17 protein-coding genes are annotated in these 15,046 nt (G+C 64.3%); 9 read left to right on the top strand and 8 right to left on the bottom strand.

Going from position 1 to position 15,046, the window contains the following annotated elements; translation table 11 throughout:
* Positions 1 to 256: 256 nt before the first annotated feature.
* From rluB to M2S36_RS16585, 5 genes are all read right to left on the bottom strand, one after another.
* The gene (gene rluB, locus M2S36_RS16605) at positions 257 to 1,324 is read right to left on the bottom strand and encodes a 23S rRNA pseudouridine(2605) synthase RluB (RefSeq protein ID WP_207830965.1); all 1,068 of its coding nucleotides are present in this window, start codon (positions 1,322 to 1,324) and stop codon (positions 257 to 259) included.
* Positions 1,325 to 1,598: 274 nt separating this feature from the next.
* Complete coding sequence (scpB, locus tag M2S36_RS16600; protein WP_207830963.1) at positions 1,599 to 2,369, bottom strand: SMC-Scp complex subunit ScpB; 771 nt, start codon at positions 2,367 to 2,369, stop codon at positions 1,599 to 1,601.
* Positions 2,356 to 3,081 (bottom strand): segregation and condensation protein A, encoded by a 726-nt coding sequence (locus M2S36_RS16595; protein WP_333957486.1) that lies wholly within the window; start codon positions 3,079 to 3,081, stop codon positions 2,356 to 2,358. Before M2S36_RS16595 ends, scpB begins: the two co-directional genes overlap by 14 nt.
* A gap of 125 nt (positions 3,082 to 3,206) precedes the next feature.
* Complete coding sequence (locus M2S36_RS16590; protein ID WP_207830960.1) at positions 3,207 to 3,836, bottom strand: L-threonylcarbamoyladenylate synthase; 630 nt, start codon at positions 3,834 to 3,836, stop codon at positions 3,207 to 3,209.
* Between the two features lie 13 nt (positions 3,837 to 3,849).
* On the bottom strand, positions 3,850 to 4,710 hold the full coding sequence (locus M2S36_RS16585) for a PHP domain-containing protein (RefSeq protein ID WP_063912899.1): 861 nt from the start codon (positions 4,708 to 4,710) through the stop codon (positions 3,850 to 3,852).
* A gap of 67 nt (positions 4,711 to 4,777) precedes the next feature.
* On the opposite strand from M2S36_RS16585, the gene M2S36_RS16580 reads away from it, so the two are divergent.
* From M2S36_RS16580 to M2S36_RS16560, 5 genes are all read left to right on the top strand, one after another.
* The gene (locus tag M2S36_RS16580) at positions 4,778 to 5,371 is read left to right on the top strand and encodes a septation protein A (RefSeq protein WP_207830956.1); all 594 of its coding nucleotides are present in this window, start codon (positions 4,778 to 4,780) and stop codon (positions 5,369 to 5,371) included.
* Position 5,372: 1 nt separating this feature from the next.
* Positions 5,373 to 5,672, top strand: a complete 300-nt coding sequence (locus tag M2S36_RS16575; RefSeq protein WP_012273585.1) for a YciI family protein — start codon at positions 5,373 to 5,375, stop codon at positions 5,670 to 5,672.
* A 205-nt stretch (positions 5,673 to 5,877) separates the two neighbouring features.
* Entirely contained in the window at positions 5,878 to 6,555 is a 678-nt protein-coding gene (locus tag M2S36_RS16570; protein ID WP_025340136.1) for a response regulator transcription factor, read from the top strand.
* 102 nt (positions 6,556 to 6,657) lie between these two features.
* Positions 6,658 to 7,074 (top strand): Spy/CpxP family protein refolding chaperone, encoded by a 417-nt coding sequence (locus M2S36_RS16565; RefSeq protein WP_025340137.1) that lies wholly within the window; start codon positions 6,658 to 6,660, stop codon positions 7,072 to 7,074.
* 60 nt (positions 7,075 to 7,134) lie between these two features.
* Complete coding sequence (locus M2S36_RS16560) at positions 7,135 to 8,475, top strand: sensor histidine kinase (protein ID WP_207830975.1); 1,341 nt, start codon at positions 7,135 to 7,137, stop codon at positions 8,473 to 8,475.
* 145 nt (positions 8,476 to 8,620) lie between these two features.
* On the opposite strand, the gene M2S36_RS16555 is transcribed toward M2S36_RS16560, so the two are convergent.
* Positions 8,621 to 9,178 carry an NAD(P)H nitroreductase gene (locus M2S36_RS16555; RefSeq protein WP_207830955.1) on the bottom strand — a complete coding sequence of 186 codons (558 nt, stop codon included), beginning with the start codon at positions 9,176 to 9,178 and terminating at the stop codon, positions 8,621 to 8,623.
* Positions 9,179 to 9,280: 102 nt separating this feature from the next.
* Between M2S36_RS16555 and M2S36_RS16550 the strand changes: the two genes are divergently transcribed.
* Positions 9,281 to 10,735, top strand: coding sequence for a TrkH family potassium uptake protein (locus tag M2S36_RS16550; RefSeq protein WP_207830951.1), 1,455 nt, complete (start codon positions 9,281 to 9,283; stop codon positions 10,733 to 10,735).
* Here M2S36_RS16550 and M2S36_RS16545 read toward each other — a convergent pair.
* Positions 10,692 to 11,753 carry an AraC family transcriptional regulator gene (locus M2S36_RS16545; RefSeq protein WP_233693737.1) on the bottom strand — a complete coding sequence of 354 codons (1,062 nt, stop codon included), beginning with the start codon at positions 11,751 to 11,753 and terminating at the stop codon, positions 10,692 to 10,694. The genes M2S36_RS16550 and M2S36_RS16545 overlap by 44 nt on opposite strands.
* A gap of 153 nt (positions 11,754 to 11,906) precedes the next feature.
* On the opposite strand from M2S36_RS16545, the gene M2S36_RS16540 reads away from it, so the two are divergent.
* Positions 11,907 to 12,218, top strand: coding sequence for a DUF962 domain-containing protein (locus M2S36_RS16540; RefSeq protein WP_015271286.1), 312 nt, complete (start codon positions 11,907 to 11,909; stop codon positions 12,216 to 12,218).
* A 40-nt stretch (positions 12,219 to 12,258) separates the two neighbouring features.
* Here M2S36_RS16540 and M2S36_RS16535 read toward each other — a convergent pair whose 3' ends face one another.
* Positions 12,259 to 13,071, bottom strand: coding sequence for a UDP-2,3-diacylglucosamine diphosphatase (locus M2S36_RS16535; protein WP_207830947.1), 813 nt, complete (start codon positions 13,069 to 13,071; stop codon positions 12,259 to 12,261).
* Positions 13,072 to 13,202: 131 nt separating this feature from the next.
* Here M2S36_RS16535 and M2S36_RS16530 point away from each other — a divergent pair, with 131 nt between their 5' ends.
* Complete coding sequence (locus M2S36_RS16530) at positions 13,203 to 13,970, top strand: helix-turn-helix transcriptional regulator (protein WP_207830946.1); 768 nt, start codon at positions 13,203 to 13,205, stop codon at positions 13,968 to 13,970.
* Positions 13,971 to 14,154: 184 nt separating this feature from the next.
* Entirely contained in the window at positions 14,155 to 15,045 is an 891-nt protein-coding gene (locus tag M2S36_RS16525) for a DMT family transporter (protein WP_207830944.1), read from the top strand.
* The last annotated feature ends 1 nt before the right edge of the window (position 15,046 follow it).

Raw genomic sequence — 15,046 nt, 5'->3', positions numbered from 1 at the left:
GGCTGAATTCGGCCACAAATGTACAAATTTCTTTACAGGGTGGTTCGAGAACTTGCCAGTCGTCCGAAAAATTCTTTTTGTTCAATATCTTGGGGCCGCTTTGCGACCCTTTCGCGACACACGGCCGCTCCCGCATGTGACGCGTTTTATTGTGGGAGCGGCCTTGTGTCGCGATGGGCTGCACAGCAGCCCCCAAATTCTCACAGGCATAAAAAAACCAGCCCGAAGGCTGGTTTCTCATTGCTGCACAGGCCAATCAGCCACGCGGCTTGCCGCGGCCACGGCCTGCCGGCTTGTCGCCTTCAGGCTTGCCCGGACGCTTGCGCATCTCGCTCGGGCGCTCGGCCACGGTGCTGCCACGGCCGCTCTTGCGTGGAGACTCTTCACGCGGCTGGCGCGCCGGGCGTTGCTCGGCTGCAGCGCCTTCGTGAGCCGGGCGCAGGTTGCGCACGCGCTCGCCACGGCCCAGCGGACGGGTGGACTTGCGCTGCAGGCGCTCCATCTTGTCCTTGGCCTTGAGCTTCATGGCTGGCAGCGCCACCGGCTGCAGGCCCACTTCAGCGGCGAGGATGTCGATTTCGCCCTGGGTCATTTCACGCCAGCGGCCCATCGGCAGGTCGGAGTTGAGGAACACCGGGCCGAAACGCACGCGCTTCAGGCGGCTGACCACCATGCCCTGGGACTCCCACAGGCGACGCACTTCACGGTTACGGCCTTCCATCACCACGCAGTGGTACCAGTGGTTGAAGCCTTCGCCACCGGGAGCTTTCTGGATGTCGGTAAACTTGGCCGGACCATCTTCCAGCATCACGCCGGCCTTCAGGCGCTCGATCATCTCGTCGTCGACCTCACCCCGCACACGTACCGCGTATTCACGGTCCATCTCGTAGGACGGGTGCATCAGGCGGTTGGCCAGTTCACCGTCGGTGGTGAACAGCAGCAGGCCGGTGGTGTTGATGTCGAGGCGGCCGATGTTGATCCAGCGGCCTTCTTTGGGCCGTGGCAGGCGGTCGAACACGGTCGGGCGGCCTTCCGGGTCGTCACGGGTGCAGATTTCGCCATCGGGCTTGTTGTACATGATCACCCGGCGGGTGGCCTCGGCGGCCTCTTCGCGCTTGATCAGCTTGCCATCCACGGCAATGGCGTCGTGCAGGTCGACGCGCTGGCCGAGGGTGGCCTCGACACCGTTGACCTTGATGCGGCCCTGGCTGATCCAGGCTTCGACGTCACGGCGCGAGCCAACGCCGATGCGCGCCAGCACTTTCTGCAGCTTTTCACCGGATGGAGGGGTGATTTCGGTATCTTGCAGGTCTTGCTCACTCATCTGGGCACCTCCCGGTGTAGGAATGAAATAAGGGTTCTGGCGACGAACGCGCCAAAAGGCCGCGCATCATACGCGGTTCGGCGGGGGAACGCACTGGAGGGTAGAGGGTTTTGTGGGCTTTGCGAGGGATTTCTGCCTAATGGTGATGTGTTGCCGGTTCCGGCCCTTTCGCGGGCTCGCCCGCTCCCACAGGTACCGCGCAGCCCTCAGGACCTGTGATATCCCTGTGGGAGCGGGCGTGCCCGCGAAGAGGCCAGCACAGACAACAAAGGTATCAGGGCAGTGACTTGCCCTCTTCCTCCACCGAGGCCTCAGGCTCTTCCTCACGCAAATCATCAAAATCGGTCTTCAGCCCTTCTTCCATGGCATCCAGTTCCACCAGCAAGCTTCGGAAGCTGGTTTCCTCCTTCGGCTCAACAACCTCTTCCTCCTCCCCAAGGCTGGCATCGGCCAACGCCTGCAAGTGGGCCGGCACCGGCGCATCGTCCGGGTCGAGCAGCGGCTCCGGCTCCATTTCGCGCAGCTCGGCCAAGGCCGGCAGCTCATCCAGGCTCTTGAGGTTGAAGTGGTCAAGAAACGCCTTGGTGGTGGCAAACATCGCCGGCCGGCCGGGCACTTCGCGGTAGCCGACCACGCGGATCCACTCGCGCTCCATCAGGGTCTTGATGATGTTGCTGTTCACCGCCACGCCACGCACATCCTCGATTTCGCCCCGGGTGATGGGCTGGCGATAGGCGATCAGGGCCAGAGTCTCGAGCAGCGCACGTGAATAACGTTGCGGGCGCTCTTCCCACAGGCGCCCGACCCAAGGGGCATAGTCCTCGCGAATTTGCAGGCGGTAGCCGCTGGCCACTTCCTTCAACTCGAAAGCGCGGCCGTTACACGACTTGCCCAGCACCTCCAGGGCCTGCTTGAACACCTTGGGTTCGGGGCGCTCGGCCTCTTCGAACAGTTCGTACAGGCGCTCCAGGGATTGCGGCTTGCCCGAAGCCAGCAGAAAGGCTTCGATCAGCGACGCCAGGTCGCGGGGTTCATTCAGGTTCATCAGGTTCTTCAACAAGCGCCGGGCGGAGCCGCACGTGAATGGCGGCGAAAGGTTCATTCTGCACCAGTTCGATCAGCGATTCCTTCACCAGCTCAAGAATCGCCATGAAGGTCACCACCACACCCAGCTTGCCCTCCTCGGCGACGAACAGCTCGACGAATGGCACGAAACCGCCGCCTTTCAGGCGTTCCAGCACCTGGCTCATGCGCTCGCGGGTGGACAAGGTCTCGCGGGTGATCTGGTGGCTTTCGAACAGGTCGTTGCGGCGCATCACCTCGGCCATCGACACCAGCAGCTCTTCCAGGCTGACCTGGGGCAACAGCTTGCGCACCTTGGCCTGCGGCGCCTCCAGGCGCGGCACCACCACCTCGCGGCCGACCCGTGGCAACGCATCGATGCCTTCGGCGGCGGCCTTGAAGCGCTCGTATTCCTGCAGGCGGCGGATCAGTTCGGCGCGCGGGTCACCCTCCTCCTCCTCGACGTCGGCCGAGCGCGGCAGCAACATGCGCGACTTGATCTCGGCCAGCATGGCCGCCATCACCAGGTACTCGGCGGCCAGCTCCAGGCGCACGCTCTTCATCAGCTCCACGTAGCCCATGTACTGGCGGGTGATTTCCGCCACCGGGATGTCGAGGATGTCGATATTCTGCTTGCGGATCAGGTACAGCAACAGGTCCAGCGGGCCTTCGAAGGCTTCGAGGATGACTTCCAGGGCGTCCGGCGGGATGTACAGGTCCAGCGGCAGCTCGGTCAGGGCTTCGCCATAGACCAGGGCCAGTTGCAGCTGCCGAGGCGTCTCGGCCTGTTCGGCCGGTGCCTCGGGCGTTTCCACCTGGCTCACGCGTTGACCAGGAATGGCGTGGGGTCGCCGCAGCCTTCACGGACCAGTTCCGGTTCATCGCCGGACAGGTCAATGATGGTCGATGCCTTGAGGTCACCGAAACCGCCGTCGATTACCAGGTCGACATGATGCTCCAGGCGCTCGCGAATCTCGTGAGGGTCGGTCATCGGCTCGTCATCACCTGGCAGGATCAGGCTCACGCTCATCAGCGGTTCGCCCAGCTCGGCCAGCAAGGCCAAGGTGATGGCATGGTCCGGCACGCGCAGGCCGATGGTGCGGCGCTTTTCGTGCAGCAGCAGGCGCGGGACCTCGCGGGTACCATTGAGAATGAAAGTGTAAGGCCCCGGCACATGGGCCTTGAGCAGGCGGAAAGTGCCAGTGTCGACCTTGGCATACAACCCCAACTGCGACATGTCGCAGCACATCAGGGTGAAGTTGTGGGTCTTGTCCAGGCCACGCAGGCGGCGCACCCGCTCGATCGCTGCCTTGTTACCGATCTGGCACCCCAGGGCATAGGCCGAGTCGGTCGGATACACCACCACGCCACCCTTGCGAATGATCTCGACGGCCTGTTTGATCAGGCGCACCTGCGGATTCTCCGCATGAATCTGGAAAAATTGGCTCACGTAGTCGTCCTGTTCATACCGCCAAAGGCTGTTCATGGCTGAATCGGCGCCACAGAGGTGGCAGGTCCTCGGGCAAAGGCCGGTAGGCACCGATCTCGCCCCAGGTGCCGGGGCCGTGGAAGTCACTGCCGGCACTTGCCAGCAGGCCGAACTCACGGGTGAGGATGGACATCGTGCCCACCTGCTCGGCTGGCATCATTCCGTTGACCACTTCAAGTGCCTGCCCGCCTGCCTGAATATAGTCGGCAATCAGCCTTCTGCGCTTGCTGCGGGTCAGATCGTAGTGCATGGGGTGCGCCAGGCTCACCCAGGCATTGGACTGGCGCAGGGTGGCGACGGTTTCATCGAGGGTCGGCCAGTGCTGCTTGACGTCCCCCAGCTTGCCGGCGCCCAGCCATTTGCGAAACGCCTCGCCGCGGTCCTTGACGTGCCCGGCACGCACCAGGTACTCGGCAAAATGCGGGCGCGCCGGCGCATTGCCGCTATCGCCCAGCTCGTGCTGCACGGCGCGGGCGCCTTCGAGGGTACCGGGCATGCCCTTGGCCGCCAGCCGTTTGTCGATTTCTTCGGCGCGCAACCAGCGGCCACGGTGCAGCGCTTCGATCGCCGCCAGCAGGGGCGGTGCGTCGAGCGGGAAGTCGTAGCCCAGCACATGGATGGTCGCGCCACCCCAGGTGCACGACAGCTCCACCCCGCTGACCCAGTGCATGCCCTTGTCGCGGCACGCCTGGCGCGCCTCGGGCAGGCCTTCGATGGTGTCATGGTCGGTCAGTGCCAGCGTTTGCACCCCGTGCTCATGGGCCCGGGCGACCAGTGTCGAGGGCGACAGGGCGCCGTCGGAGGCCGTGCTGTGACAGTGCAGATCAACATTCATGGAGGAGCGCTTTCGCTGGAATCGATGTTTGTTATTATGCCGTCACATCCCGATTCTGGCTGCCATTGTGAAACAATTCATCGATTTCATCCCGCTGCTGCTGTTCTTCATCGTCTACAAGCTCGACCCGCGCCCTATGGAAATCGCCGGCCACAGCTTCGAATTCGGTGGTATCTACAGCGCCACGGCCATGCTGATCATCAGCTCGCTGGTGGTCTACGGCGCGCTGTTCCTGCGCCAGCGCAAGCTGGAAAAGGGCCAGTGGCTGACCCTGGTGGCCTGCCTGGTGTTCGGCGGCCTGACCCTGACCTTCCACAGCGAAACCTTCCTCAAGTGGAAGGCGCCGGTGGTGAACTGGCTGTTCGCCCTGGGCTTCGCCGGCAGCCACTTCGTCGGCGACCGGGTGCTGATCAAGCGCATCATGGGCCACGCCCTGAGCCTGCCCGATGCCATCTGGGCCCGCCTGAACCTGGCATGGATCGGCTTCTTCCTGTTCTGCGGCGCGGCCAACCTGTTCGTCGCCTTCACCTTCCAGGACTTCTGGGTCGACTTCAAGGTGTTCGGCAGCCTGGGCATGACCGTGATATTCCTCGTGGCGCAGGGCGTGTACCTGTCGCGCCACCTGCACGACGACCCATCTACCTCCAAACCCAAGGATTGACATGCTCTACGCCATCATCGCCAGCGACGTCGCAAACTCCCTGGAAAAGCGCCTGGCTGCCCGCCCGGCGCACATCGAACGCCTGCAGCAGCTGAAGGCCGAGGGCCGCGTGGTACTGGCCGGCCCGCACCCGGCCATCGACAGCAACGACCCGGGCGAAGCGGGTTTCAGCGGTAGCCTGATCGTTGCCGAGTTCGAATCGCTGGCTGCGGCACAGGCCTGGGCCGATGCCGACCCTTACATTGCGGCCGGTGTGTACGACAAGGTGGTGGTCAAGCCGTTCAAGCAAGTACTGCCTTGATCTGAGACCGCGTGGGCTTCTTCGCGGGTAAACCCGCTCCCACAGGGACGGCGCAGGCTTCAAGCTTGCACTTTCCCTGCGGGAGCGGGTTTACCCGCGAAGAAGGCCACGCGGTACCAGCAGTTATACTGTTGCCATCAGTCTGCGGTATCTTTGCCACTGGCGGGCCGATTTAGCCGCCGTCAATGGTTGAATTGAGTGAGTCATGAGCGAGCTGTTACTGATTGATGATGACCAGGAGCTGTGCGAGCTGCTCGGCAGCTGGCTGACCCAGGAGGGATTTACCGTGCGCGCCTGCCACGATGGCCAGAGCGCCCGCCAGGCCCTGGCTACGCATGCCCCGGCAGCCGTGGTGCTGGACGTGATGCTGCCCGACGGCAGTGGCCTGGAACTGCTCAAGCAGTTGCGCAGCGAGCATGCCGAGCTGCCGGTGCTGATGCTCTCGGCCCGCGGCGAGCCGCTGGACCGCATCCTCGGCCTGGAACTGGGCGCCGATGACTATCTGGCCAAACCCTGCGACCCGCGTGAACTCACCGCTCGCCTGCGTGCCGTGCTGCGCCGCAGCCACCCCACCGCCACCACCAGCCAGGTGGAACTGGGCGACCTGGTCTACAGCCCGGCTCGTGGCGTGGCCAGCATCGATGGCCGCGAAATGACCCTGACCCTGTCCGAAAGCCGCATTCTCGAGGCCCTGCTGCGCCAACCCGGCGAGCCGCTGGACAAGCAGGAACTGGCGCAGATCGGCCTGGGCCGCAAGCTGACCCTGTACGACCGCAGCCTGGACATGCACGTCAGCAACCTGCGCAAGAAGATCGGCCCCCACGCCGATGGCCGGCCACGCATCGTCGCCCTGCGCAGCCGCGGCTATTACTACTGCCTCTGAACATCTTTACCGAGCCTTTACCATCCGCTGACCGCGCTTGACGGTGATCTCCCTAGACTGTGCTCATCCGGTAACCACCGGCCTATGTAAAGGAGAGACACCATGCGCAAGACCCTTATCGCCCTGATGTTCGCCGCCGCCCTGCCGACCGTGGCCATGGCCATGCCTGAAGGCGGCCCGCGCCACGACGGCCCGCATCATCGCGGTGATGCGCCTTTCCACCAACTGGACCTGAGCCGTGACCAGCGCCAGCAGATCGGCAAGCTGATGGGCGAGCAGATGAAACAGCGCCGCGACATCACCGAGCGCTACCTGTCCAAGCTGCCGGCCGCCGACCAGAAAGCGATGAAGGACGAACTGCAGGCCAACCGCGACAAGACCGACAGCGCGGTCCGTGCCCTGCTCAAGCCTGAGCAGCAGAAGAAGTTCGACGAACTGCAGAAGGAACGCGCCGCACAGAAAGCAGAATGGCAGGAGTTCCAGGCCTGGAAAGCTGAAAAAGGCAACAAGGCCCAGTAAGCTGTCCGCCCGATGCCCGGCTCGCCTCAGTGCGAGCCGGGCGTTTCTCGTTTGCAGGAGGTGCACTTGCGTTCACTGTTCTGGCGCATCCTGGCCAGTTTCTGGCTGGCCATCACCCTGGTTGCGGGCCTGTCGATCCTGCTGGGCCATATGCTCAACCAGGACGCCTGGATCCTCAGCCGCCACCCGGGCCTTAATACCCTGGCCAGCAAGTGGGCCAAGCATTACGAGCAGGAAGGCCTGGCTTCGGCACAGCACTTCCTGGAACGGCGCAAGGACCGCTACAAGATCGACGTGCAGGTGCTCGATGACAGTGGCGAAGCCGTGGTGCCCGGCACCTTCCCGCGCCGTGCGGCGGCCTTCGAGGCACGCCAGCACAATGACCAGCGGCGCCTGCCGTGGCGCCGGCTGACCGAGGAATACACCAGCCCCGACACCGGCGAGACCTACCTGCTGATCTACCGCATCCCCCACCCGGCGCTGGATGCCTGGCACCGCGAAAGCCTGTTGTGGCCGCTCAGTGCGCTGGGCATTGCTTTGGTGGTGCTGACCCTGTTCAGCCTGCTGGTGACCCTGTCCATCACCCGCCCGCTCAGCCGCCTGCGCAGCGCCGTGCATGACCTGGGCCAGACCACCTACCAGCAGAACAGCCTGGCGCAGCTGGCGGCGCGGCGTGACGAGTTCGGCGTGCTGGCCAAGGACTTCAACAAGATGGGTGCGCGCCTGCAAAGCACCATCGGCAGCCAGCGCCAGTTGCTGCGCGATGTGTCCCATGAACTGCGCTCACCACTGGCCAGGTTGCGCATCGCCCTGGCCTTGGCCGAGCGCGCCGAGCCCGAGCAACGTGAAGCCCTGTGGCCACGCCTGACTCGTGAATGTGACCGCCTGGAAGACCTGATCAGCGAAATCCTCGCCCTGGCGCGGGTCGATGCCGAACAGGCTCACGCCGAACCGGTAGACCTCAATGCCCTGCTCGGCAGCGTGCGCAAGGACGCCCAGCTCAGCGCACCGGAGCAGGACGTGCGCCTGGAGGCACAGCCTGGGTTGACCTTGCAGGGTTGGCCCACACTGATCGAGCGTGCCGTGGACAACCTGCTACGCAACGCCCTGCGCTTCAACCCGCCGGGCCAGCCGATCGAAATCAGCGCCGTGCGCGAGCAGGAGCGTATCGTGTTGAGCGTGCGCGACCATGGACCTGGGGCAGCGGCGGAGCACCTGGCGCAGTTGGGCGAGCCGTTCTTCCGTGCGCCGGGGCAGGACGCGCCGGGGCATGGGCTGGGGCTGGCGATTGCACGCAAGGCGGCCGAGCGGCATGGTGGCAGCCTGGTGCTGGAGAACCATCCGCAGGGTGGATTTGTAGCTCGGCTGGAGTTGCCTGTGACTGAGGCAACCGGCAGTTGATAATGTAAAGGCCTCTGGCCTCTTCGCGGGTAAACCCGCTCCCACAGGTACTGTGCAAGGCCTGAAATTTGTGCCACACCTGTGGGAGCGGGTTTACCCGCGAAAGGGCCAGCAGCCCTGATAAAGCAATCAGCCCAAGGCTGCGTTACTCGCCCCAGGCACTGACGAAATCAGCGGTTTCCAGAATGGGTGCCGTACGCGGCTCGGTCAGCGGCGTACCAACATACAGGTAACCGATCAGTTCCTCGTTCTCGGCCAGCCCCAAGCCCTTGTGCACGTGGGCATCGAAGGCCATGTCCCCGGTACGCCACACCGCACCGATACCTTGCGCATGCGCCGCAATCAGGATGCCGTGCGCCGCACAGCCCGCCGCCAGCCGCTGCTCGGACCTGGGCACCTTGAAGTGATCCTGCAGCTTGGCAATCACCACGATCAGCAACGGCGCCCGCAGGGGCATGGCGCGGGCCTTGTCCAGGGCAGCCTGGCTGGCATCCCCCTTGTGCTGCAACGCTTCGGCGAACAGCTCCCCCAGCTTCTCGCGGCCCTGGCCTTCGATGGTGAGGAACCGCCACGGCCGCAACTGGCCGTGGTCCGGGGCGCGCAGGGCGGCCTGGAACAGCGCCTCGCGCTGGGCGGCATTGGGCGCCGGGTCGGTCAGGCGTGGCACGGAAACACGGTTGAGCAATGCGTCGAGAGCCTCCATCGGCTACCCTCCTGGCAGGTAAATGTGCGGCCATTCTAGCGTTTACATCACCAGACCCATAGGTAGAATGGCGCCCTTCCGTTTCGAGTCAGAGCAGATCACATGGCGTTGCCGACCTTAAGGATCATTGGTTTCATCATCGGCATCTTCCTGATTACCCTCGCCGTCAGCATGGCAGTGCCCATGGCGACCCTGGTGATCTTCGAACGCACCCGTGACATGCCGTCGTTCCTCTGGTCGAGCCTGATCACCTTTGTCGCCGGCCTGGCCCTGGTGCTTCAGGGTCGCCCCGAGCATGTGCACCTGCGCCCGCGCGATATGTACCTGCTGACCGTCAGCAGCTGGCTGGTGGTGTGTGTATTCGCCGCCCTGCCGTTCCTGCTGACCCAGCACATCAGCTACACCGACGCCTTCTTCGAAAGCATGTCGGGTATCACCGCCACCGGTGCCACCGTGCTCAGCGGGCTCGATAACATGTCTCCAGGCATCCTGATGTGGCGTTCGATGCTGCACTGGCTCGGCGGCATCGGCTTCATCGGCATGGCGGTTGCGATCCTGCCGCTGCTGCGCATCGGTGGCATGCGCCTGTTCCAGACCGAATCGTCCGACCGCTCGGAGAAGGTCATGCCGCGCTCGCACATGGTCGCCAAGTCGATCGTGGGGGTATACGTCGGCTTCTCGATCCTGGGCGCGCTGGGCTTCTGGTGGGCCGGCATGAACCCGTTCGATGCAATCAACCACGCCATGTCGGCGATCTCTACTGGCGGGTTTTCCACCTCCGACCAGTCGCTGGCCAAGTGGGATATCCCGGCCGTGCACTGGGTCGCGGTGGTGGTGATGATCCTCGGCAGCCTGCCCTTCACCCTCTACGTGGCCACCCTGCGTGGCAACCGCAAGGCACTGATCCGCGACCAGCAGGTGCAAGGTTTGCTGGGCATGCTGGTGGCCACCTGGCTGGTGCTTGGCACCTGGTACTGGGCCACCACCAATCTGCACTGGCTCGATGCCCTGCGCCACGTGGCGCTGAACGTGACCTCGGTGGTCACCACCACCGGTTTCGCCCTGGGTGACTACAGCCTGTGGGGCAACTTCTCGCTGATGCTGTTCTTCTACCTGGGCTTCGTCGGCGGCTGCTCCGGCTCGACGGCAGGTGGCATCAAGATCTTCCGCTTCCAGGTCGCCTACATCCTGCTCAAGGCCAGCCTCAACCAGCTGATCCACCCGCGCGCGGTGATCAAGCAGAAGTACAACGGCCACCGCCTCGACGAAGAAATCGTGCGTTCGATCCTGACCTTCTCGTTCTTCTTCGCCATTACCATATGCGTCATGGCGCTGCTGCTGTCGTTGCTTGGCGTAGACTGGATGACCGCCCTGACTGGCGCTGCCGGCACGGTCTCGGGTGTAGGCCCGGGCCTGGGTGAAGTGATCGGCCCGTCGGGCAACTACGCCACGCTGCCGGACGCTGCCAAGTGGATTCTCGCCAGCGGCATGCTGCTCGGCCGCCTGGAAATCATCACGGTGCTGGTGTTGTGCATGCCGGCGTTCTGGCGCCACTGACCACCTCGGGCTCCGCGCCCAGACGCGCGCGGTACTCACCGGGCGTGGCATCGTACCAGCGGCGGAACGCCCGGTAGAAGTTGCTGGGGTCGGCAAAGCCCAGCAGGTAGGCGGTCTCCATCAGGGTCATGCCTGGCTGCGCCAGGTACTGTTCGGCCAGTTCGCGGCGGGTGTCATCGAGCAGGGTCTGGAAGCTGGTGCCTTCTTCCTGCAACCGCCGCTGCAAAGTGCGCTGCGACAGGTGCAGGGCCTGGGCCAGGGTTTCGCGCTTGGGCTCGCCCTGCGGCAGGATACGGCACAGCACCTGGCGCACGCGGTGGGTGACCCGGCTTTCCGAGAAACGCGCCAGGTATTCGCCGGCAAAGCGGTCATGCAGGATGGCCATGGCTTCATTGGCGGTGGGCAGCGGTGCCTCCATGTCGGCGCGCTCGAACACCAGCGCATCGTGCGGCGCACCAAACACCAGCGGCGAATGAAACGCCGCTTTGTACGGCTCGATATTCTTTGGCTGCGGCCCCTGCACCAGCACCCGGCGCGGTTGCACCGGCCGACCGCTGAGCCAGCTGCACAGCGCCAGCGCACAGGCCAGCGATGCTTCGGCACTGTGCCGGGTCGGCGGCAGATGGTCGCCATGTACGGTCAGGATCAGCGAATAGCCCTCGGGGCCGAGAGAGAAGCTGAGGTCGGAGCTCTCGGCGATGATGCGCTGGTAACGCACCAGGCGCTCGAAGCCTTCGGCCAGGGTGCGGCTGGACATCAACGCATAACCCACCACATGGAACGATGCCGGGCGCACCACCCGCGCCATGTTCAGGCCTATGGCCTCGTTGCCCGACAGTTCCACCGCCAGTTGCCACAGGCGGGTCATGGAGTCCTGGGGGAAGCGCGCGTCGGGGTCGTCGAGCGCAGCGAAATCCAGCCCCAGCTGCTTGAACATGGCCCGGCAGTCCAGCCCTTCCAGTTCGAGTGCCTTCACGATCCCTGATGCCCAGCTGGCCGACGTGGTTCTTTCGCTCATGACAGGCATTTTATGCTGACCGCTCCTGCGGTGAACCCCACGGATATTCAATTGGCGCCTATTGTCACTGATAGGCCTCGCCAGTCACTCTAGACTCGAATCAGGCTCCACGCCGTGCATCTTGTCCAGAAGTATTAATACCGGAGCACTGCCATGAACCGCACAGCGCAGTTTCGCAGTTTTGCCGAGTTCTACCCTTATTACCTGGGGGAGCACAGCAACCCCACCTGTCGCCGCCTGCACTTTGTCGGCACCAGCCTGGTGATTGCTTTGCTGGCCTATACCATTGGCAGTGGCAAATGGTTGCTGCTACTGGCCTTGCCGGTGTTCGGCTACGGCTTTGCCTGGGTCGGGCATTTCTTTTTCGAAAAGAACCGGCCAGCGACCTTTACCCATCCGCTGTACAGCCTGATAGGGGATTTCGTGATGTTTCGGGATATCCTGCTGGGCAAGATCAGCCTGTAGATTTTTTGGGGCTGCTTTGCAGCCCCAGGGCCCTCAAGCCCTACGCCTGTTCGCGCACCGCCGCTGCTGCCTGCGCCTCTCGCGCCTGCGCCTGCGCCAGCCGATAAAGCTCGATCGTGCCATCCCAATGCTCGATCAGCGCCGTGCACGATTCCACCCAATCCCCACAATTGAGGTACTCCACCTCCCCCACCTGGCGAATCTCGGCATGGTGGATATGCCCACACACCACCCCGTGAAAACCACGGCGGGTGCACTCATGGGCAATGGCATCCTCGAAGTCGCTGATGAAGTTCACCGCGCCTTTGACCTTGTGCTTCAGGTACGCCGACAGTGACCAATAGCCGTATCCATAGCGGGCACGCCAGTGGTTGAGCCAGCGGTTGAGCACCAGGGTGAACTCGTAGGCACGGTCACCGAGGAACGCCAGCCAGCGGTGGTAACGGGTAATCACGTCGAACTGGTCGCCATGGATCACCAGCAGGCGGCGGCCATCGGCGGTGAGGTGCTCGGCCTCGTCCACCAGTTGGATGTTGCCGAGGATCAGCCTGGAGTAACGGCGCAGGAATTCGTCATGGTTGCCGGTGACGTAGATCACCTCGGTGCCCCGCTTGCTCATGGTCAGCAACCGGCGGATCACGTTGGTGTGGGCTTGTGGCCAGTAGATACCGCCGCGCAGCTTCCAGCCATCGATGATATCGCCCACCAGGTAGATGCGGTCGGCCTGGTACCCCTTGAGGAACTGCGACAGGTGTTCGGCCTGGCAGTCGCGGGTGCCCAGATGCACATCGGAAATCCACAGGGTACGCACGCGTTGCTTGCGCGAGGGGCGGGACAGTTCGGCATGGGTCATGGGCAGGCTCCGGCGCAGTTTGCTGGAGACTGGCAGGCGCGGATGACAGCGCAGTGGCAAAACCGTTACGAGTGATGGGTTGCAGGGAATGAGGCACAATGCGCTTCTGCCCTGCGAGGACGACGCTACCCATGACCGCCGGCCCGATCCTCTCGCTGCGCCATTACCGCGACAGCCTGATCGCCCACAGCCACGAACACCCGCAACTGGTGTTCGGCCTGCGCGGCCGCCTGGAGTTCGAGGTGCAGGGGCATGGCGCCGGGATCGATCGGCAGGGGCTGATCGTGGTACCGGCGGGTGCCCATCACACCTGCGCCAGCGATGGCGGCAGCGATTGCCTGGTGCTGGATGTGCCCGGGGACCACTGGTTGCGCGAGCAACTGGGCGAACATGCCGATGCCAGCCGCCGTCTGCTCGACCGCCCCGGCGCCCTGGGCCTGGATGAGCGCCAGCAGCAGCTGGTGGACTGGCTGGCGGCCAGCCCCATGCATGACCCATTGATTGCCCGGCAAGGGGCAGCGCTGCTGCTGGCCAGCCTCAACCCCACGGCGGCCGCCAGGGTCAGCGCCAGCCAGCGCCTGCCCTATGCTGCCTTCGATGCGCATATCGAGCAGCATGCCGCCTATCCGCTGCAAGTGGCTGACCTGGCGCGCATCGCCGGGTTGTCCAGTGCCCGCCTGCATGCGCGCTTTACTGCGGAGTGCGGGATGACGCCGATGGACTACATTCGCCAGCGGCGCTTGCTCAAGGCGCGGCGCCTGGTGGTGCAGACCTTGCTACCGATGGGCGAGATTGCGGCGCAGGTGGGGTACAGCTCGCAGAGTGCGTTTTCGGCGGCGATGTTGCGGGCGTTCGGGTGTACGCCGTTGGCATTGCGGCGAGAGTCTGGCGACAATTGACGCCAGTCTTGCGACAGAACGCGTTTGCCTGTGCCTGTACACTTTGCCTGTGCCGGCCCTTTCGCGGGTAAACCCGCTCCCACAGGTACTGCACCGCTTTCAAAGCCTGTGCAGTACCTGTGGGAGCGGGTTTACCCGCGAAAGGGCCGGCACAGCCAGTAGAGATCTTGAGCAAGGACCACCCATGAACCACCGCACCGCCCTCGGGGCCCTGCATATCGGCGCGCTGTTCTTCGGCCTCACCGGCGTCTTCGGCAAACTGGCTACCAGCGCCAGCCCGGTGATAATCGTCTTCGGCCGCGCCGCCTTCGCCGTGCTCGCCCTGGCCCTGTTCGCCAGCCTGACCGGGCCGGGCTGGCAACGCCTGAGCGGCCAGGACGCCCGCCGCCTGCTGCTCGGCGGTGTGCTGCTGGCCGGCCATTGGGTCAGCTTCTTCATCGCGGTAAAGGTTGCCGGCGTGGCCATCGCCACCCTCGGCTTCGCCAGCTTCCCGGCCTTTACCGTGATCCTCGAAGGCCTGCTGTTCCGCGAGCGCATCCGCCGCAACGAGGCTGTGCTGGTATTGCTGGTCAGCATTGGCCTGGTGCTGGTCACACCGGCATTCGACCTGGCCAGTGAAGCTACCGGCGGCCTGCTCTGGTCATTGCTGTCGGGGCTGCTGTTCTCCCTGTTGTCACTCACCAACCGCGCCGGCTCCGGCCGCCTGCCCGCAGTGCAGGCGGCGCTGTGGCAGAACCTGGTGGTGGGCTTGTGCCTGCTGCCGTTCGCAGCACCGGACCTGGCCGGCGTAACCACCATGGACTGGCTGTGGATCGCCCTGCTCGGCATCTTCTGCACCGGCGTGGCACACAGCCTGTTCGTCGCCAGCCTGTCGGTGATCAAGGCGCGCACCGCCGCCGTGGTGTTCGCCATGGAACCGGTCTACGGCATAGCCGTGGCCTGGGTGGTGTTCGCCGAAACCCCGACCTTGCGCATGCTGCTGGGCGGCGCACTGATCATCTTCGCCATCGTGCTGTCCAGCCGCCTGGCCGCCGAGCAACCGCCCAGGCAGCGGCCACTGGCCGAGGGCGCCTGAT

Origin of the sequence: Pseudomonas sp. SF2 (genome assembly GCF_036858055.1) — a bacterium.
Classification (GTDB): domain Bacteria; phylum Pseudomonadota; class Gammaproteobacteria; order Pseudomonadales; family Pseudomonadaceae; genus Aquipseudomonas.
Note: the sequence above shows the minus strand (reverse complement) of the source record. Positions and strands in the feature narration are given on the sequence as shown.

Excerpts from the sequence above, each read along its gene's own strand:
- M2S36_RS16575 (WP_012273585.1), top strand. The coding sequence starts at position 5,373 with ATGCTCTACGCCATCATCGCCAGCGACGTCGCAAACTCCCTGGAAAAG.
- rluB (WP_207830965.1), bottom strand. The coding sequence starts at position 1,324 with ATGAGTGAGCAAGACCTGCAAGATACCGAAATCACCCCTCCATCCGGT.
- M2S36_RS16585 (WP_063912899.1), bottom strand. The coding sequence starts at position 4,710 with ATGAATGTTGATCTGCACTGTCACAGCACGGCCTCCGACGGCGCCCTG.
- scpB (WP_207830963.1), bottom strand. The coding sequence starts at position 2,369 with ATGAACCTGAATGAACCCCGCGACCTGGCGTCGCTGATCGAAGCCTTT.
- M2S36_RS16540 (WP_015271286.1), top strand. The coding sequence starts at position 11,907 with ATGAACCGCACAGCGCAGTTTCGCAGTTTTGCCGAGTTCTACCCTTAT.
- M2S36_RS16545 (WP_233693737.1), bottom strand. The coding sequence starts at position 11,753 with ATGAGCGAAAGAACCACGTCGGCCAGCTGGGCATCAGGGATCGTGAAG.
- M2S36_RS16535 (WP_207830947.1), bottom strand. The coding sequence starts at position 13,071 with ATGACCCATGCCGAACTGTCCCGCCCCTCGCGCAAGCAACGCGTGCGT.
- M2S36_RS16555 (WP_207830955.1), bottom strand. The coding sequence starts at position 9,178 with ATGGAGGCTCTCGACGCATTGCTCAACCGTGTTTCCGTGCCACGCCTG.
- M2S36_RS16565 (WP_025340137.1), top strand. The coding sequence starts at position 6,658 with ATGCGCAAGACCCTTATCGCCCTGATGTTCGCCGCCGCCCTGCCGACC.
- M2S36_RS16530 (WP_207830946.1), top strand. The coding sequence starts at position 13,203 with ATGACCGCCGGCCCGATCCTCTCGCTGCGCCATTACCGCGACAGCCTG.
- M2S36_RS16570 (WP_025340136.1), top strand. The coding sequence starts at position 5,878 with ATGAGCGAGCTGTTACTGATTGATGATGACCAGGAGCTGTGCGAGCTG.
- M2S36_RS16550 (WP_207830951.1), top strand. The coding sequence starts at position 9,281 with ATGGCGTTGCCGACCTTAAGGATCATTGGTTTCATCATCGGCATCTTC.
- M2S36_RS16525 (WP_207830944.1), top strand. The coding sequence starts at position 14,155 with ATGAACCACCGCACCGCCCTCGGGGCCCTGCATATCGGCGCGCTGTTC.